The sequence below is a fragment of the Scandinavium tedordense genome, from assembly GCF_024764965.1.
Taxonomy (GTDB): Bacteria; Pseudomonadota; Gammaproteobacteria; order Enterobacterales; family Enterobacteriaceae; genus Scandinavium; species Scandinavium tedordense.
Map to the genome: position 1 here is coordinate 288,157 of NZ_JALIGG010000054.1, position 17,824 is coordinate 305,980.

Annotated in this window: 17 protein-coding genes; 6 read left to right on the plus strand and 11 right to left on the minus strand. The window is 54.5% G+C overall.

Annotated features, from left to right (window positions below):
* Positions 1 to 57 precede the first annotated feature (57 nt).
* Entirely contained in the window at positions 58 to 3,171 is a 3,114-nt protein-coding gene (gene acrD, locus MUU46_RS10350; protein ID WP_258965473.1) for a multidrug efflux RND transporter permease AcrD, read from the plus strand.
* A gap of 103 nt (positions 3,172 to 3,274) precedes the next feature.
* Here the strand turns inward: acrD and ypfM are convergent, their stop codons facing one another.
* A complete protein-coding gene (gene ypfM / locus MUU46_RS10355) occupies positions 3,275 to 3,334 on the minus strand; it encodes a protein YpfM (protein WP_087867655.1) in 60 nt (19 codons plus the stop codon).
* A 354-nt stretch (positions 3,335 to 3,688) separates the two neighbouring features.
* On the opposite strand from ypfM, the gene MUU46_RS10360 reads away from it, so the two are divergent.
* Genes MUU46_RS10360 through MUU46_RS10370 form a run of 3 tightly spaced genes read left to right on the plus strand, consistent with a single transcriptional unit; the run spans position 3,689 to position 5,391 of the window.
* On the plus strand, positions 3,689 to 4,042 hold the full coding sequence (locus MUU46_RS10360) for an ArsC family reductase (protein WP_258965474.1): 354 nt from the start codon (positions 3,689 to 3,691) through the stop codon (positions 4,040 to 4,042).
* A gap of 3 nt (positions 4,043 to 4,045) precedes the next feature.
* Positions 4,046 to 5,173 carry a succinyl-diaminopimelate desuccinylase gene (dapE, locus tag MUU46_RS10365; protein ID WP_258965475.1) on the plus strand — a complete coding sequence of 376 codons (1,128 nt, stop codon included), beginning with the start codon at positions 4,046 to 4,048 and terminating at the stop codon, positions 5,171 to 5,173.
* A 26-nt stretch (positions 5,174 to 5,199) separates the two neighbouring features.
* Complete coding sequence (locus tag MUU46_RS10370; RefSeq protein ID WP_110509031.1) at positions 5,200 to 5,391, plus strand: YpfN family protein; 192 nt, start codon at positions 5,200 to 5,202, stop codon at positions 5,389 to 5,391.
* Positions 5,392 to 5,625: 234 nt separating this feature from the next.
* Here the strand turns inward: MUU46_RS10370 and cspE are convergent, their stop codons facing one another.
* The 7 genes from cspE to dapA all read right to left on the minus strand — a co-directional run bounded on the left by cspE (position 5,626) and on the right by dapA (position 12,748).
* Complete coding sequence (cspE, locus tag MUU46_RS10375) at positions 5,626 to 5,838, minus strand: transcription antiterminator/RNA stability regulator CspE (RefSeq protein ID WP_022647355.1); 213 nt, start codon at positions 5,836 to 5,838, stop codon at positions 5,626 to 5,628.
* 332 nt (positions 5,839 to 6,170) lie between these two features.
* Positions 6,171 to 6,866 (minus strand): esterase, encoded by a 696-nt coding sequence (gene ypfH / locus MUU46_RS10380; protein ID WP_258965476.1) that lies wholly within the window; start codon positions 6,864 to 6,866, stop codon positions 6,171 to 6,173.
* Positions 6,867 to 6,944: 78 nt separating this feature from the next.
* Positions 6,945 to 8,939, minus strand: a complete 1,995-nt coding sequence (locus MUU46_RS10385) for a tRNA(Met) cytidine acetyltransferase TmcA (protein ID WP_309582939.1) — start codon at positions 8,937 to 8,939, stop codon at positions 6,945 to 6,947.
* Between the two features lie 12 nt (positions 8,940 to 8,951).
* Positions 8,952 to 9,833 (minus strand): KPN_02809 family neutral zinc metallopeptidase, encoded by an 882-nt coding sequence (ypfJ, locus tag MUU46_RS10390; protein ID WP_258965478.1) that lies wholly within the window; start codon positions 9,831 to 9,833, stop codon positions 8,952 to 8,954.
* Positions 9,834 to 9,995: 162 nt separating this feature from the next.
* Positions 9,996 to 10,709 (minus strand): phosphoribosylaminoimidazolesuccinocarboxamide synthase, encoded by a 714-nt coding sequence (purC, locus tag MUU46_RS10395; protein WP_159760631.1) that lies wholly within the window; start codon positions 10,707 to 10,709, stop codon positions 9,996 to 9,998.
* Positions 10,710 to 10,821: 112 nt separating this feature from the next.
* Positions 10,822 to 11,853: an outer membrane protein assembly factor BamC gene (gene bamC, locus MUU46_RS10400; protein WP_258965479.1), complete on the minus strand. Its 1,032-nt coding sequence runs from the start codon at positions 11,851 to 11,853 to the stop codon at positions 10,822 to 10,824.
* A 16-nt stretch (positions 11,854 to 11,869) separates the two neighbouring features.
* Positions 11,870 to 12,748 (minus strand): 4-hydroxy-tetrahydrodipicolinate synthase, encoded by an 879-nt coding sequence (dapA, locus tag MUU46_RS10405; protein WP_159760635.1) that lies wholly within the window; start codon positions 12,746 to 12,748, stop codon positions 11,870 to 11,872.
* A gap of 154 nt (positions 12,749 to 12,902) precedes the next feature.
* On the opposite strand from dapA, the gene MUU46_RS10410 reads away from it, so the two are divergent.
* Together MUU46_RS10410 and bcp are read left to right on the plus strand one after the other, a co-directional pair.
* Entirely contained in the window at positions 12,903 to 13,475 is a 573-nt protein-coding gene (locus tag MUU46_RS10410) for a glycine cleavage system transcriptional repressor (RefSeq protein ID WP_258965480.1), read from the plus strand.
* Positions 13,475 to 13,945 (plus strand): thioredoxin-dependent thiol peroxidase, encoded by a 471-nt coding sequence (bcp, locus tag MUU46_RS10415; protein ID WP_159760639.1) that lies wholly within the window; start codon positions 13,475 to 13,477, stop codon positions 13,943 to 13,945. Before MUU46_RS10410 ends, bcp begins: the two co-directional genes overlap by 1 nt.
* Before the next feature lie 51 nt (positions 13,946 to 13,996).
* On the opposite strand, the gene MUU46_RS10420 is transcribed toward bcp, so the two are convergent.
* From MUU46_RS10420 to MUU46_RS10430, 3 genes are all read right to left on the minus strand, one after another.
* Positions 13,997 to 15,139 (minus strand): glycerate kinase, encoded by a 1,143-nt coding sequence (locus MUU46_RS10420; protein ID WP_258965481.1) that lies wholly within the window; start codon positions 15,137 to 15,139, stop codon positions 13,997 to 13,999.
* A 5-nt stretch (positions 15,140 to 15,144) separates the two neighbouring features.
* The gene (locus MUU46_RS10425; protein ID WP_258965482.1) at positions 15,145 to 16,413 is read right to left on the minus strand and encodes a GntP family permease; all 1,269 of its coding nucleotides are present in this window, start codon (positions 16,411 to 16,413) and stop codon (positions 15,145 to 15,147) included.
* Positions 16,414 to 16,478: 65 nt separating this feature from the next.
* Positions 16,479 to 17,660 (minus strand): sugar diacid recognition domain-containing protein, encoded by a 1,182-nt coding sequence (locus MUU46_RS10430; RefSeq protein ID WP_159760645.1) that lies wholly within the window; start codon positions 17,658 to 17,660, stop codon positions 16,479 to 16,481.
* Positions 17,661 to 17,824: the final 164 nt, after the last annotated feature.

Consider the following 17,824-nt stretch of genomic DNA (forward strand, 5'->3'; position numbering starts at 1 on the left):
TACAGTGTTCAAAGCCTGTAATAACAAAAAAATACGTGTAATGAGGTCCTGATTCCGATGGCGAATTTCTTTATTGATCGCCCCATTTTTGCCTGGGTGCTGGCCATCCTGTTGTGTCTGACAGGGACGCTGGCGATTTTATCACTGCCTGTTGAGCAATATCCCGATTTAGCCCCGCCTAACGTGCGTATCACCGCCAACTATCCGGGGGCATCTGCACAAACCCTGGAAAATACGGTGACTCAGGTTATCGAGCAGAATATGACCGGGCTCGATAACATGATGTATATGTCCTCCCAGAGCAGCGCTGCCGGGCAGGCGACCGTGACCATTACCTTTACCGCCGGTACGGACCCGAACGAAGCGATGCAGCAGGTGCAAAACCAGCTGCAATCCGCGCTGAAAAAACTGCCCCAAGCGGTGCAGGATCAAGGCGTTACTGTGCGTAAAACCGGGGATACTAACATTCTGACCATCGCCTTCGTCTCGACGGACGGCAGCATGGATAAACAGGATATCGCCGACTATGTCGCCAGTAACGTGCAGGAACCGTTGAGCCGTGTGAATGGCGTGGGGAATATTTCTGCCTATGGCTCACAATATTCCATGCGCATCTGGCTCGATCCGGCGAAGCTCAACAGCTACCAGTTGACGACTCAGGATGTGACCGAAGCGGTCAGTTCGCAGAATGCCCAAGTGGCCGTTGGCCAGTTAGGCGGTACACCGTCGGTCAATAAACAGGCCCTGAACGCGACGGTTAATGCCCAATCGCTGTTGCAAACACCGCAGCAGTTCCGCGATATCACGTTACGCGTCAATAAAGATGGCTCGCTGGTCACGCTTGGCGACGTGGCGAAAGTCGAACTGGGCGCGGAAAACTACGATTATCTGAGCCGCTACAACCGCAAAGCGGCGTCCGGTTTAGGTATTCAGCTGGCATCCGGCGCCAACGAAATGCAGACCGCCGAAGCCACGCTAGCTCGCCTCGATGAGCTATCGCACTACTTCCCGCACGGGCTGGAATATAAGATTGCCTATGAGACCACGTCGTTCGTTAAAGCCTCGATTCATGATGTCGTGAAAACGCTGCTGGAAGCGATCGCCCTGGTGTTCCTGGTGATGTACCTGTTCCTGCAAAACTTTCGCGCCACGCTTATTCCGACCATTGCCGTGCCCGTCGTCCTGATGGGAACCTTCGCTATCCTGTACTCGTTTGGCTATTCGATAAACACGCTAACGATGTTCGCAATGGTGTTGGCCATCGGCCTGCTGGTGGATGACGCCATCGTGGTGGTGGAAAACGTCGAACGAATCATGAGCTCCGAAGGGCTTTCGCCTCGGGAAGCGACGCGAAAATCGATGGGACAAATTCAGGGTGCACTGGTCGGTATCGCGATGGTGCTGTCGGCGGTGTTTATCCCGATGGCCTTCTTCGGCGGGACCACCGGCGCGATTTACCGTCAGTTCTCGATAACGATTGTGTCGGCGATGGTACTGTCGGTGCTGGTAGCGATGATCCTCACCCCGGCTCTGTGCGCCACGCTGCTCAAGCCGCTGCATAAAGGCGAACATCACGGTCAAAGAGGATTCTTCGGCTGGTTTAACCGGATGTTCGATAAGAGCGCGCAGCGCTATGAAACTCGCGTCGGTAAAATTCTTCATCGCAGCCTGCGCTGGATCCTGATTTACGTGCTGCTGCTCGGCGGCATGGTGTTCCTGTTCCTCAAACTACCGACCTCCTTCCTGCCGCAGGAAGACCGCGGCATGTTCCTGACGTCCATCCAGTTGCCAAGCGGCTCCACGCAGCAGCAGACGCTGAAAGTGGTGGAAAAGGTTGAGGACTACTTCTTCAAAAATGAGCAGACCAACGTCTCGTCGATTTTTGCCACCATCGGTTCCGGCCCGGGCGGTAACGGGCAGAATGTCGCGCGTATGTTTATCCGTCTGAAAGACTGGGACGATCGTGACACCAAAACCGGCACCTCGTTTGCCATTATCGAACGAGCCACCAAAGCGTTTAATAAAATTAACGAAGCACGGGTGTTTGCTAACAGCCCAGCGGCAATCAGCGGTCTCGGCAGCTCGGCGGGCTTCGATATGGAGCTTCAGGACCACGCAGGCCTCGGTCATGATGCCTTGATGGCGGCACGCGATAAGCTACTGGAATTAGCCAGTAACGAACCGGATTTAACTCGCGTGCGCCACAACGGTCTCGACGACAGCCCGCAGCTGCAAATCGATATCGATCAGCGTAAAGCGCAGGCGCTTGGGGTCTCGATAGATGACATTAACGACACCATGCAAACCGCGTGGGGGTCAGATTACGTCAACGACTTTATGGATCGTGGCCGTACTAAGAAAGTGTACGTCCAGTCAGCCGCGCCGTATCGTATGTTGCCGGACGACATTAATTACTGGTATGTGCGAAACAGCGAGGGCGGCATGGTGCCGTTCTCGGCCTTCGCCACCTCGCGCTGGGAAACAGGTTCTCCACGCCTGGAGCGTTACAACGGTTATTCCGCGCTGGAAATCGTCGGTGAAGCCGCACCGGGCGTCAGTACCGGTACCGCGATGGACGTGATGGAAAAACTGGTCAGCCAGCTTCCGACCGGTTTTGGCCTGGAGTGGACGGCAATGTCCTATCAGGAACGTCTCTCCGGTGCGCAAGCCCCTGCTCTGTACGCGATTTCACTGCTGGTGGTATTCCTGTGTCTGGCGGCGCTGTATGAGAGCTGGTCAGTGCCGTTCTCGGTAATGCTGGTAGTGCCGCTCGGGGTGATCGGCGCGCTGCTCGCGACCTGGATGCGCGGGCTTGAGAACGACGTGTACTTCCAGGTCGGCCTGTTGACGGTTATCGGGCTTTCGGCGAAGAACGCCATTCTTATCGTCGAGTTTGCCAACGAGATGAATGAGAAAGGACAGGATTTGCTGGAAGCCACGCTGCATGCCTGTCGTCAACGTCTGCGCCCAATTCTGATGACTTCGCTGGCGTTTATCTTCGGCGTACTGCCGATGGCAACCAGCACCGGTGCAGGTTCTGGTAGCCAGCACGCGGTCGGTACTGGGGTGATGGGCGGGATGATCTCAGCGACCATACTGGCCATCTTCTTTGTACCGCTGTTCTTCGTGCTAGTACGTCGCCGCTTCCCGCTGAAAGAGAAGCCGCAATAAACTGAACAACACACTATAAAGGCGACCTTATCGGGTCGCCTTTTTTATCATTTCTACGGTGTGGCACAACGGACAAACAGTTAGCGCATTACCCACAACGGAATTATTTACGAAGCATGTCTTCGATAAAATCTTTCCAGTTTCCCAGTTCATGTTCGATCATAACAACCTCTCTTATTATTATCATTAGTGTACGAAAATAGCCTGGAGTTGTGAAGATAGGATAACCCATCGCTGCGATAACTGCCCTGAGCCTCCGTATTACGGGGGCTTAACGTTACTATGACTGATGCCCATTTATTTAATGTGACTTACTGCAATATTTTGAAACAACACGACTTCCGCATGATTTCACCATATTATGCGTTTCAGATGAACATCTATTCAGTTCTTACGGGTTGATATTTCGCTTAGGGATAAGTAGGGTCGTATAAATATTTCGCGTATGATCCACAACCGATTTTCATTATTCGAAAAATCTGAGCGATTTACCTGTTTCACCGCAAAAGGATTAAACATGATAACGATGTACGGGATAAAAAACTGCGACACCATCAAGAAGGCACGCCGCTGGCTGGATGACCACCAGATTGAATACCGTTTTCACGACTACCGGGCGGACGGTCTTGACCGCGCGTTACTCGACACATTTATCGACGAACTGGGCTGGGAAGCGCTGCTGAATACCCGTGGCACCACCTGGCGCAAGCTGGATGAGTCCGTTCGCACCAGCATCAAAAATGCTGATGCCGCCGCCACGTTGATGCTGGAAATGCCAGCAATCATCAAACGCCCATTGCTCTGTGCGCCCGGTCAGCCTATGCTGCTGGGCTTTAGTGATTCCAGTTACCAGACGTATAACGAGGTGTAGTGTATGTCATGCCCGGTCATTGAGCTGGCTCAGCAGCTTATTCGCCGCCCTTCCCTTAGCCCCGATGATGCGGGTTGCCAGGCGCTGATGATTGAGCGCCTGCGCGCGATTGGTTTTACCGTTGAAGCGATGGACTTCGGTGACACGCAGAATTTCTGGGCGTGGCGTGGGAAAGGTGAAACGCTTGCCTTTGCCGGTCACACCGACGTGGTGCCTGCGGGCGATGCCAACCGCTGGATTAATCCGCCATTCGAACCGACTATTCGTGACGGAATGTTGTTCGGTCGCGGTGCGGCGGATATGAAAGGCTCGCTCGCGGCGATGGTTGTCGCCGCCGAGCGTTTTGTCGCCCAGCATCCGAACCATAAAGGCCGTCTGGCGTTCCTGATAACGTCCGACGAAGAAGCCAGCGCAACGCACGGCACCGTCAAGGTGGTTGAAGCGTTGATGGCACGTAACGAGCGCCTCGATTACTGTCTGGTCGGTGAACCGTCCAGTACCGAAGTTGTAGGTGACGTGGTGAAAAATGGCCGTCGCGGCTCGCTCACCTGCAATCTGACCATTCATGGCGTGCAGGGTCATGTGGCGTATCCGCATCTGGCCGATAACCCGGTCCATCGCGCAGCACCGATGCTCAATGAGCTGGTGCAGATCGAGTGGGATCAGGGCAACGAATACTTCCCACAGACCAGCATGCAGATTGCGAATATTAATGCCGGAACTGGCAGCAATAACGTCATCCCTGGCGATCTGGTGGTGCAGTTCAACTTCCGCTTCAGCACCGAACTGACCGACTCAATGCTCAAAGAGCGCGTAATCGCTCTGTTGGAAAAACACCAACTGCGCTACAGCGTGGACTGGTGGCTCTCCGGGCAGCCGTTCCTCACCGGACGCGGCAAGCTGGTCGATGCGGTAGTGAACGCCATTGAGCACTATAATGAGATTAAACCGCAGCTGCTGACCACAGGCGGCACCTCAGACGGACGCTTTATCGCCCGAATGGGCGCTCAGGTCGTGGAACTGGGACCGGTAAATGCCACCATTCATAAAATTAATGAATGCGTTAATGCCGCCGACCTGCAGCTTCTCGCCCGAATGTATCAGCGGATCATGGAACAACTTGTCGCGTAGCGGCATTACTCAAAGAGGTATCAGGCATGGACTGGCTGGCTAAATATTGGTGGATCCTGGTGCTGGTGTTTTTGTTAGGCGTGATCCTCAACGTCATCAAAGATCTCAAGCGCGTCGACCCGAAGAAGTATATGGCGAACAAGCCGGACCTTCCCCCGCATCGTGACTTCAACGATAAGTGGGATGACGACGATGAGTGGCCGAAGAAAAAGCCTTAAACAAAAAAAGCGCCCGATAGGCGCTTTTTTTTGAGTGAGGGAATTGCCTGCTGGCGCTGCGCTTAGCAGGCCTACAAATACCTGCAGACCCGCCAGACATGCAAATCATCACCCGAAATTCAGGCAATAAAAAACCCGCACTTGGCGGGTTTATTCTTTATCAGTAGCTCTTAGTTAACTGCTCAGACGATTGTCTTCATCGCTGTCGTAATGGCTACTGATAATCAGCAAGACTTACAGCGGGGAAACGTTACCAGCTGCTGGGCCTTTAGCGCCGTTCTCGATGGTGAAGGATACTTTCTGGCCTTCATCAAGAGTTTTGAAGTTATCGCTCTGGATTGCAGAGAAATGTACGAATACATCTTTGCTGCCGTCGTCAGGAGTGATGAAGCCGAAACCTTTATCAGCGTTGAACCATTTTACTAAACCAGTCATTTTATTAGACATAGATATTTCCTTAATTATTAAGCCACTAAATGCGGCGATGATGGCCTGTAATGAGAGAGCTACTTACTTAGCACTTAGGAGGCGGCTCATGAAGGGCAATATCTATTGATAACACCTGAACTGAGGACTGCTTTACTAAAACTGCTTTCATAAGGTCTGTGTTCCAAACCAAGGACGCCATTAAGACACAGGAAAATTAATATAGCAACTTTTATGTATTTTTATTTTAACCGCTTAAATAGCCAGATGGCTGTACGGCTACTCTTTTCAGACTCAATCCAGAGTAGTGCACCCCATTAATATGCTTTTTAATCATGCATTTAAATGCATGACTACAGCAATTCGATGATATCGTCATCCTGCGGTTTACCGCCGCTCAGCGCTTCGTCGAAATAGTGTTTTGGCACGGTGTAGCGTAGATGATCAAGCGCAAACTGAATGCTGCGATCGTCAATGGCGTGCCCCAGGTCATCCACAATATCCAGTGTGACGTCCCCACCCGCTTCAATCAGCGCTTCCTGAGCCGCCACCGCGTGGGCCAAGTCAATTACCCGGTCGTCACCGCCGTGAATCAAATGCACGGTGGTCGCGGTGCTGGCACTGATCGGCAGCGTGGCAAATCGTCCGTTGAAGGCGATGATGCGTGATGCCAAACCCGGTGCCGCTTTGGTGCTTTCGAGCGACATTATCGTGCCCTGAGAGAAACCGATCAGCGCTGTGGCCAGTGGGCTAACGCCGCTCTCTTTCTGCCAATGGCGCACGATGTCGATAAAGGTCGGCATAATGGCATCAATGCGCTGCTGACGGTTTTCTTCCGTCACGCCCTGTACGGAAAACCACTGTCGACCGTTCGGGCCACAAGGCTCAACGCCCCCAACGCTGACAATCAGTGCGTCTGGAAACAGCGGCGCAAACCAGCTGCCAATCTGCCCCATCGACACAGGATTATCGCCCACGCCATGAAACAACAGCAGCAGCTGTTTGGCCGGGGCTGATGGACTTTGCACAACAAAATGGTCATGTTTCATGGCTTTCTCCTTGGTCTGTTGCTGGGGAGTCTACGCCGTTGGGCGTTAATGACCATGACATTTAACTGAATGAGTTTGTTAAAAAAACTGCAGGTTTTTTACCTGTTTCGCCAACGTCTCACTGCGATGCACGTCGAGACATTTCAGCGCATCTGCCGCCTCCTGACGCTGCTTTGCCAGGAGTGCTTTGCGCCCGCCCTGAAGCGGTACGGTATCGGTTTGTTGCGTCAGCGAGCTTCGTAATGCGGGCAAGGGCAGCGGGACCACCGAGAGCAGGCGCTGGAGGCTCCCTACCGCCGCCATCAGCGGACGATGTGCCCAGGCAAAACCGGCCAGTTCCTGCCAGTCATCCTCTGTAAGAATAGTCTCTGGCGGCTGATTTGCGGCCTGAACGCCATCATCACACCACTGCGCCAGCCAATATGCATCGCGGGCGAAGCGGGCCTGCTCACGCTCTGTAAGCTGATGTCCTGCCGCACTCAGCGGGTAAATGGCCATCGCTGTGTAACAACCGCTGCTGGCTTCCCGATGCGTACCCAGTCGCACCAGAAGAAAGCCACAGCGCTGCCAGAAGCGCCAAAGTTCATCGGTAAAACCGAAACTTACTGAGAGATAATCGCAGTCGTTAATCTGCGCGATGACGCCCGCAATCATCCGCTGGCCCGTCCCCTGCCGTTGCCGCTGTGGATGAATGGCGATGCGGCTGATACGCTGGCTCCTGAGCACTGCGGCCTGCGGGCTTCCGCCGTGTGCCGCCAGTGATTGCGCCACCAGATTGCCGCGCGGGCGACGAAACCCGGCCCACACCGCCTGACTCAGCTCCTGGCTCAGCCCACCTTCCTCCACCAGCCACAGCGCACCGGTCAGCGTTTCGCCTTCACGTGCGGCAATAAAATGTTGCCCGGGGGCATCCATCATGCGGCGTAAATCGAGGGGTGATGTCCGGTAATGCGCGGCAGAAAGCAACCGGTACATGGTGGAAAGCTGTTCCGGCTCGCTTTCCCACGCCGTTTGTTCAACGCGTTGAAGGTGGACGGTGTCTGGCGCAGGCAACGCGGGAAGCGAATCATCGAACAGCAGTGCGTCGGTAATGAAGGCTTCCAGCGGACAGCCACTTGCCCAACGTACAGGTTGATTCAGCGTGAACGCCGACAGATGTGGGAACCGGGCACAAAACTTAAGCATAAAACCACGCCCAGTGCCTTCGTAGCCCTGCACGGTCGTGGTCAACAACGTATGCGGAAAGCGGCTCACCAACTGCTCAAGTAGCGGGCCAGGAATGGCGGCAGCCTCATCGACAATCAGCCATTGCGCCTGTTCATCTGAGGCCAGCAGCGCGTCAGGCGCCATAAACCGGAAATGCTCTCCGGCAAAATGCGCCAACACGTCGGTGGCCGATTTGGCAGGAGCCGTTACGATGGCGGCGCGCGCTGGCAGGCTTTTCAGCAGCATTCCCGCCAACGCTGATTTCCCGCGGCCGCGCTCGGCGGTCACTACCGCCACGCCCGGCGGCAAGGTTTTCAGCGCGGCAAGGATCTCCGCCTGCTCAGCCTGCGGCTCGCCGTTCGCGGCATGCCATTGCGGACGAAGGCGATAACATGGAAGTGTAACCCGTTGATTTTGTTTCCAAAGAAGCGCTTCGGTGTCGTGTTGCAACACGCGGCAAAACTGGTCGACAAAATGCGGCGTAAAGATGGGATCGGGGCTATCGCTCCAGCGCACAGAGTCGCCGTCAGTCAGTATCGGCCAGCGCTGGAGGGTCGGGACAAGAAGCACCAGCCAGCTTCCGGCTTTTAGCGTACCTGCCAGGGCCGCGAAAGCGGCAACGTCAAAACCACGGCGGGCATCAAAAAAGGCGTGTTCGAACTCACGCCCGAGCAGAGTTTTCATCGCCGAGGGCGCGCAGTACGGTTCTGGCTGAACCTGAGGCGAGATAAACATCCCGTCACCGCCCAGTTGCTCACGCAGGCGCAAAGCCTGCTGGTAGCTCCAGTCGGCCTCTCCGCTCAGGACCAGCAGACGGCGAATGCCTTGCGCTTTCATGTTTGCGCTCTGCGCGAGAATGGCGTCCATGTCAGGCATGAGTTAGTTAAGCGCTGTTTTACCGAAGGTGTTGCACTGGGACGGGTCGCCACTGTCAAAGCCGCGTTTGAACCATGTGTATCGCTGCTCTGACGTTCCGTGAGTGAAGCTGTCGGGTACAACGCGGCCCTGGCTCTGCTTTTGCAAACGGTCATCGCCGATGGCTTCAGCAGCGTTCAGCGCTTCCTGTACGTCACCCGCTTCCAATACGCCCTGCTGCTGCATACTGTGACCCCAGACACCTGCGAAGCAGTCCGCCTGAAGCTCCATTTTCACCGACAGATGGTTCACTTCAGTCCTTGAAGCATTCTGCTGCATCTGCCGAACTTTCGGCTCGATGCCGAGCAGCTTCTGCACATGGTGTCCGACTTCATGCGCAATCACGTAGCCTTGGGCAAAATCACCATCAGCGCCAAGCTTGCTTTTCATGTCATCGTAGAAAGAGAGGTCGATATAGACGGTGCTGTCAGCCGGGCAGTAGAACGGGCCCATCACCGACTGACCGGTGCCACATCCTGTGCGCGTGGCACCACGATACATTACCAACTTCGGCTGTTGGTACTGGCGACCCATTTTCTGGAAAATCTGCCCCCAGGTATCTTCTGTAGTGGCGAGAATAACAGAGGTGAATTTAGCGGACTCGTCATCGTTCGGGCTGATGGAGCGCTGCGCCGTTTGCTGTTGCGGCATCGGCTGACCGGTGAGCATTCCGGTGAGATCGACCCCGTAATAGCCCGCGACTACAACGACAATCAGCAGAATGATGCCGCCTTTGCCGCGAGGGAGACGAAAACCACCACGGCCGCCGCCTATTGGGGACATTCCGCCAGAATCGTTTCGCCTGTCTTCCACATTATCGCTCTCGCGACGACCTTGCCAACGCATAGCAACCTCTGTATTTCATGTTCCTGATACAGTGATCGTAGGCGGTTAAAGGCAGGATTACCATAGTTAACAAGGCAGATATCAAAAGAGGATGACAAGCATCCTCTTAGTTTCAGGCCCGGAAAGCATAAGCAACACCGGGCAATCGATTCGCATCTCGGGTTAGTCGAGCTGAACGCCTAAACGACGCGCAACTTCTTCGTAGGCTTCAATCAGGCCGCCGAGGCTCTGGCGGAAACGATCTTTGTCCATTTTATCCATGGTGTTCTTATCCCACAGACGGCTGCCGTCTGGAGAGAACTCATCGCCCAGCACCACTTTGCCGTTGAACACGCCGAACTCGAGTTTAAAATCGACCAGGATAAGACCCGCGTCATCAAACAACTTGGTCAGCACATCGTTCGCTTTGTAGGTCAGCTCACGCATGGTGGCCAGATTTTCGCGGCTCACCCACCCGAAGGTTTCGCAGTAGGATTCGTTAATCATCGGGTCGTGCATTTCGTCGTTTTTCAGGAACAGATCGAACAACGGTGGATTCAGTTCGATGCCTTCTTCAATGCCCAAACGTTTCACCAGCGAACCCGCAGCGCGGTTGCGGATAACGCATTCTACCGGAACCATATCGAGTTTTTTGACCAGACACTCGGTATCGGACAGCAGCTGCTCCATTTGGGTCGGAATGCCCGCTTCTTCAAGTTTACTCATAATGAAATGGTTAAACTTGTTGTTCACCATGCCTTTACGATCGAACTGTTCGATACGCGCTCCATCACCTGCTGACGTATCGTTGCGGAATTCGAGCACCAACAGGTCCGGGTTTTCCGTGCTGTAAACGGTTTTCGCTTTGCCGCGATACAACTCAGCTTGCTTTTGCATCTTTCAATACTCCGGGTAGGAAATTAGACATTAAAATCGGGCTTTTCTGCCGACGCACACGTTTGCGTATAATACAGAAAAAAGGGCCGGATTGCTCCAGCCCTTTTATTTCTTACTTAAATGCTGCCTGGAATACCGCTACCAGCGCGTCATTCTGCGACTGGGTCAGCGTATGTCCTTTCGGATCGATGAACTGCATGCTACTGCGGTTATCGAGATCGCCAACCTGGAGCTTGTAGTCACCAGAGCTCAGGCCCGGGTCACTTGCGCCAAGGTCACGCCAGCTGCTGTCAGAAAGCGGTTTGTAGGTGACGTTGATGCTACCCTGCGAACGGGTGCTGTCAGTCACTTTCATGCCAGCTTTTTCCAGCGCGGCCGGAAGTTTCTGCCATACTTGGTTGAACGGACCACGTACGACCAACATTGGCAGGCCAGTATCGTCTGCCGCGCTCTGTACGTCGAAGGTTGCACCGTCGCGGCTCTGCGCGGCGTTCTGTGCGCTGGTCGCGTTCTTATCCAGACCCGCCGAAATCACGTTCAGCATTTCGGCGCTGTATCGCTGCATGGATGCAGCATCAGCAACCGGTTTGCCTGCCTGTTCCAGGTTCAGCAGCTTCACCACTACGGCTTGTTGATAGCCCTGCGGTTTAACAGAAACCTGATAGCGGCCACGGTACTGCTGATCTTCGTCCAGACGGTTCCATTGGACCCAATCAGTGGTCAGCGTCTGCGTCGCATCATCGCGCTTGTCGATGGTGTAATTTTTATCCTGAACGATGCTCACAACCTGCGGCCACAGATTTCCGCTACGGCCACTTTCGACCATCAGCGTGGCGGTGTCACCCGTAAATTGGGTGCGCGCGCCTGAAACCAGGGCTAAAGGCTGTGCAGGCGGACGAATGTCCAGTGCTTTACCCGTTGCGCCGTCACCGCGGGCCACAGGGATGTTGTATTCGCCATTTTCGACCGGCAGGATCATACCGGCCGGTGCATGAAGTTCAGAAAGCGGCGGAGCTTCCAGATAGGCTTCATCACCGCTGACCTGGCGCTTGTAGCGCGAATCTGAGCTACAGGCTGCGAGGAGCAGAACAAGCGAAACACCCGCAACTTTCGCCAGCTGCGACTTCTGTACTGAGTAAGCCATCAAATCTCCCTAAACTTTACAGCAGACCGGCATGCTTCAGCGCGGATGCCACCTCGTCACGGCCATGGGCGGTGATCGGGGTCATTGGCAGGCGCAGCGTATCGGTCGCCACAAGACCCAATTCCTTACAAGCCCATTTAACCGGGATGGGATTGGGTTCGACAAATAATTTATTATGCAACGGCATCAGACGCTGGTTAATCGCACGGGCTTCAGCAAAGCACCCGTCGGCGGCCAGTTTACACATTTCTGCCATTTCGCGCGCGGCTACGTTAGTCGTCACGGAAATCACACCGTGACCACCGAGCTGCATGAAGTCGAGCGCAGTGGCGTCATCACCACTCAACAGAATAAAGTCATCAGAAACCAGCTCTTTGATCTGGTGAACGCGACTTAAGTTCCCTGTGGCTTCCTTAATAGCGATAATATTTTTGATCTCTGCCAGGCGTCCCACGGTTTCCGGCAGCATATCGCAACCGGTACGGGACGGCACATTATACAGAATTTGTGGCAAATCAGTATGTTCGGCAATCGCTTTGAAATGCTGGAACAGACCTTCCTGAGTCGGACGGTTGTAGTACGGCGTGACCGTCAGGCAACCGACGATGCCGCTGTTATTGAAGCGCTGGGTCAGGCTGATGGCCTCTGCGGTGGCGTTTGCCCCCGTGCCTGCAATCACCGGGATGCGGCCGTCGGCGAGTTCGACAGTCATCATCACCACATCACCGTGCTCATCGTGGCTCAGGGTGGCAGACTCACCGGTAGTTCCTACCGAAACAATCGCCGAGGTCCCGCTGGCGACATGGTAATCAATCAGTTTTTTCAGGCTGGAGCGGTCGACCTGACCTTTTTCATCCATCGGCGTGACAATCGCTACAATACTTCCCGTGAACATGGGCCATCCTCAGTGCAGATGTGCGGACAAGAGTCTCAATGGTACGTTTGGTCCTGTTATAAAAGCAAGAGACCGGAGGCACTCAGGATGTTGTATGCCGGTTTTTTTTATGCTTTCCTAGTTACAACCTCCCCTTTTCACAGGAAGAACAGGTTTGACAGCCTCCCTACATCACTATTTGGTGATTACTGCACTGGGTGCCGATCGCCCTGGCATCGTAAACACCATCACGCGTCACGTCAGTAGCTGTGGCTGTAATATTGAGGACAGCCGCCTGGCGATGCTCGGCGATGAATTTACGTTTATTATGCTGCTCTCCGGCACCTGGAATGCTATTACCCTGATTGAATCGACGTTGCCATTAAAAGGGGCAGAGCTAGATTTACTGATTGTGATGAAGCGCACCTCAGCGCAGCCGCGACCGGCGCAGCCTTTAACCGTAGTGGTACAGGTTGAGGTGTCTGATTCACCACATATTATCGAGCGTTTTACCGGGCTATTAGACTCGAACGGCATGAATATCGCTGAGCTGGTTTCCCGTATTCAACCTGGTGACAATGCCGCTTCTCCGCAGCTATTTATTCAGGTAACCGCCCACAGTCCGGCATCGCAAAATGCGGCGAAGATCGAACAAGCGTTTAAAGACCTGTGTACAGAACTGAAAGCGCAAGGCAGTATAAACATCGTCAATTATTCACAGCATGATGAACAAGATGGAGTTTCGTAATGACCCCACTGAAAGCCGGTGACATCGCACCGAAATTTAGCTTGCCCGATCAAGACGGTGAGCAAGTAAATTTAACCGACTTCCAGGGACAGCGTGTTCTGGTTTATTTCTACCCGAAAGCCATGACGCCTGGCTGCACCGTGCAGGCTTGCGGCTTACGCGACAATATGGATGAGTTAAAAAAAGCGGGTGTTGAAGTGCTGGGTATCAGCACGGATAAACCGGAAAAGCTCTCCCGTTTCGTTGAAAAAGAACTGCTGAATTTTACCCTGCTCTCTGACGAAGACCATCAGGTCTGCGAACAGTTTGGTATCTGGGGCGAGAAATCCTTCATGGGCAAAACCTACGACGGCATTCATCGCATCAGCTTCCTGATCGACGGCGACGGCAAAGTCCAGCACGTGTTCGACGACTTCAAAACCAGCAATCACCACGACGTGGTGCTGAACTGGCTGAAAGAGAACGCGTAAGACATTGCGTGATAAAGTGCCCGGCGGACTCGCATCACCGGGCACTCTTTCTTAAATTTCCTTCAGCGCCATTTTCCACACTGACGCCACATTGCGCGCCGTTAACCGCAAGTTTTCTTCCGCCGCATCCAGTGCTTCCGGCAGCGTTACCACTTGGGTCAGAATCGAAAATGCCGCATCAACTCCGTATTCGTACACCACCTCGTGACAGCTTTTCAGACCGCCCGCCAGCGCAATAACCGGTTTATGGTGCAGTTTTGCCACCCGCGCCACGCCAATCGGCGTTTTACCAAAGATACTCTGGCTGTCGAGCCGCCCTTCCCCGGTAATCACCAGATCCGCGTCTTTCACCGCCTGCTCGAGTTTTAGCGTTTCCACCACAATGTCCACCCCCGCACGCAGTTGGGCATTTAACAACCCCAGCAGCGCGCTGCCCATGCCGCCCGCCGCGCCAGCACCCGGTGCGTTGAGCACCTCGCGCCCGGTCTGCTGTTGAATGAGTGCGCCCCAACGTGCCAGCGCAGCGTCCAGCGTTTCAATCATTTGCGGCGTAGCCCCTTTCTGCGGACCAAAAATTGCCGACGCGCCCTGCGGACCACAGAGTGGATTATTCACATCACAGGCAACGGTAATGGTCACCTCTTTTAGTTTTGGATGACAGCCACTCAGGTCAATGCTGGCAAGCTCGCTAAGCGCGCCGCCGCGGTGCGCCAACTCATGGCCTTGTACATCACGCAAGCGGGCGCCTAACGCCTGCATCATCCCTGCGCCGCCGTCGTTGGTGGCACTGCCGCCAATCCCCAGAATAATGCGCGCTACGCCACACTCCAGTGCCGCAAGAATCAGCTCTCCGGTACCATAGCTGGTAGTCTGCAACGGATTACGCTGCGCCGCAGGTACATGATGCAGACCCGACGCTGACGCCATTTCAACGATCGCCGTTTTGCTATCACCCATCAGGCCCCAGCGCGCCTGCACCGGCTGGCCCAATGGCCCGATAACCTGCTGAGTCTGGTAGCTGCCGCCGCTCGCTTCCACCATCGATTCCACCGTGCCTTCTCCGCCATCGGCCATCGGCACTTTGACGTACTGTGCATCCGGATAAATCTGGCGAAACCCCTGTTCAATAGCGGTCGCTACCGCCATTGCTGACAAACTTTCCTTGAATGAATCAGGTGCAATTACGATTTTCATACGGGTTATCCTGCGAGTCCAAATACGCCAAACATCAGGGTCGAGACAATAGTGATGGCCAGACCGACCAGCGTTTCATACGGCATCAGCTTCAAACGTTCGCGAATAATCATGCTGACGCTGCCGCCGGTGGCGTGGAAGAAGCTGCCATGCGGAAGGTGATCGAGCACAGTAGCACCCGCGTGAATCATCGCGGCACCTGCCAGAGCGGAAACGCCCAGCTCCAGCAGCGTCGGTGCAAATACACCTGAAGCCACTGCGGTGCCCGCCGTCGTCGATGCAGTCGCCATCGACATAATGGCCCCGGAAATCGGTGCCAGCAGATAGGCCGGCAGACCCGATGCCGTCAAACCGTGAATCAGTACATCTTTCAGTTCAGAATTGGCGATGATTCCCGCTAGCGTCCCGGTACCCAGCAGCATGATGGCGACGGGGGCCATCCGTGCCAGCCCGGCGGTCATAAAGTGATTGCTCTCTTTAATGCGGCCCATCAACAGCGCGCCCACCAGCCCACCGAGCGGTAAGGCAATCAGCGGATCGATAGCAATCCCGGCAATCGGTCGCAGCGACAGCAGCACAATTGCCACCAGCGGGGCGCTGATTGACACCATGAATCCTGGCTGCCCGATGGTATCGCCATGGGAAATCACTTCCTCTTCCGTGACCGGACTGCCCTTCTTGCTCAAACGTTTTGCCAGGAAATACGCCAAGGCCAGACCAAACAGACCGGGGATCACGCCGGCGAGCATCACCGACGTCAGCGGGACGTGAAAGTTATCAGCAGCGGCAATCGCATTCGGGTTCGGCGACATGACGTTACCGGCCTTACCACCGCCGATCATCGCCAGCAAAATCGCGGTTTTCGAAAGCTTTGCGCGACGGGCAATCGACAAGGCAATCGGTGCCACGGTGATCACCGCCACATCAACAAACACGCCGACCGCCGTTAGGCACATCGTGGCAATCGCCAACGCCAGCAGCGCCCGGGTTTCACCAACTTTTTTCACCACCGTTTCGGCGATGGTGTTCGCCGCACCGGATTCAATCAGCACACCAGCCAGCACCCCGGCGGCCAGAATACGCAGGACGGCATTGGTGATGCCCTGCGCGCCAGTGACCATCAGCGTCACGGTTTGCAGCAAGTCTGCACCGCCCACCAGACCACCGACTAACGCCCCGACCATCATGCCGTAGGCGGGGGAAACTTTTTTAAGAATCAAAATGATGGCCACGACCAGTGCGGCTATGGCCCCTAATGCGGATATCGACGTCATTCGTTGCGCCTCCATTAAGTGACGACGCAGTATGGAAAATTACGTCGCCGTTTGGCCTGGAGGTTCTAACGAACTTTCGCCACTACCGAGGGGGTTAAATTGTGGGAACCGACAGATTCACGCTGTAGCTCCATGCCGATATACAACCAGAGCATATTTTTCAACTCATTGATTTTTATCTGAGTAATATCCTCACAACGTTGAAGGCGATAGCGCAGCGTATTGACGTGAATATGCAGGGTATTGGCGGTTTGAGTAAGGTCACAATTCTGTTCAAACCATGTGCGCAGGGTGTGCTGCAAAACGCCTTTGGCATCGTTTTCAACCAGATGCAGCCACAGGCGCGACAGTTCCTGCACCTGCCAGATCTCCGATACGCCGCCCAGCAGCGCAGGCAGTGCGTAATCGTGATAGAAAACATACTGGCTTTTTAGCTTCTGTCGCTTCACCAGCGCCTGAGTCGCCCGGGCCGATTGCAGCGAACGATGTAACCCCGTTTCCCCGGGAAAATAACCGCCGATGATAATGCGGGTAAAACCAGATGACGTCGCCCAGGATTTAAAGCTCTGCAATGCGCTCATCTCCTGGCGCACGTCCCATTCCCCGCCCTTCAGCACAATTGGTTTGATGATAATCAACTCGTTGAAATCGCTGAACGTCACCAGATGATCGCGGGCGCGGTTGTCGAAATAATCCATCAGATTACGTAGCGCTTCGCGATCGGGCTGACGTAGCTCAATCACCATCACCACTCGGGGCAACGCCAGATCGATACCGAGATACGACGCCATCGAATGCAGTGAATCGGGTGTGTTTTCATATTGAATCAGCTTGTTAATCAGTTCTTCACGGTAGCGTTTATCCCACTGTTTCTGCTCGATAAGCGCCATGTGTTCGATGATCAACTCCGAGGCCATCTTCACCAGTTCCGCGTAGGCCCGGACCTTATTCGGCTCGCCAGTGATACCGAGCACGCCAATCAGCTGCCCGTTGAACGAAATGGGGAGATTAATTCCTGGCCTCACGCCCTTGAGCTGATTGGCGGTAGCGGAATCAATCTCCACAACTCGATTCTCTTTCAGCGCCAGAATCGCACCTTCGTGGCGCTGCTGGATCCGCGCAGGCTCGCCCGAAGCGATAATTACCCCGTGCTCATCCATCACATTAACCGAGTAAGGAATGATACTCATCGCACGCTGCACTATCTGTTGCGCGGTATAGTCCTTTAAATAATTGCGTCTCATCATTGTCCTGATCTGCTCCCTGATGGCGTTAATGCTGCCTCTTATAAGCGAATTCGTCTACCTGACGCCCAGGATGAAAACACAAAAAAAGAGCTAGAGATGCCGCCATTTTTGGTGAATTTGACAAAGAAAATTCAGGAACAGAAAGTCGCGGCGTAAAAAAGAGA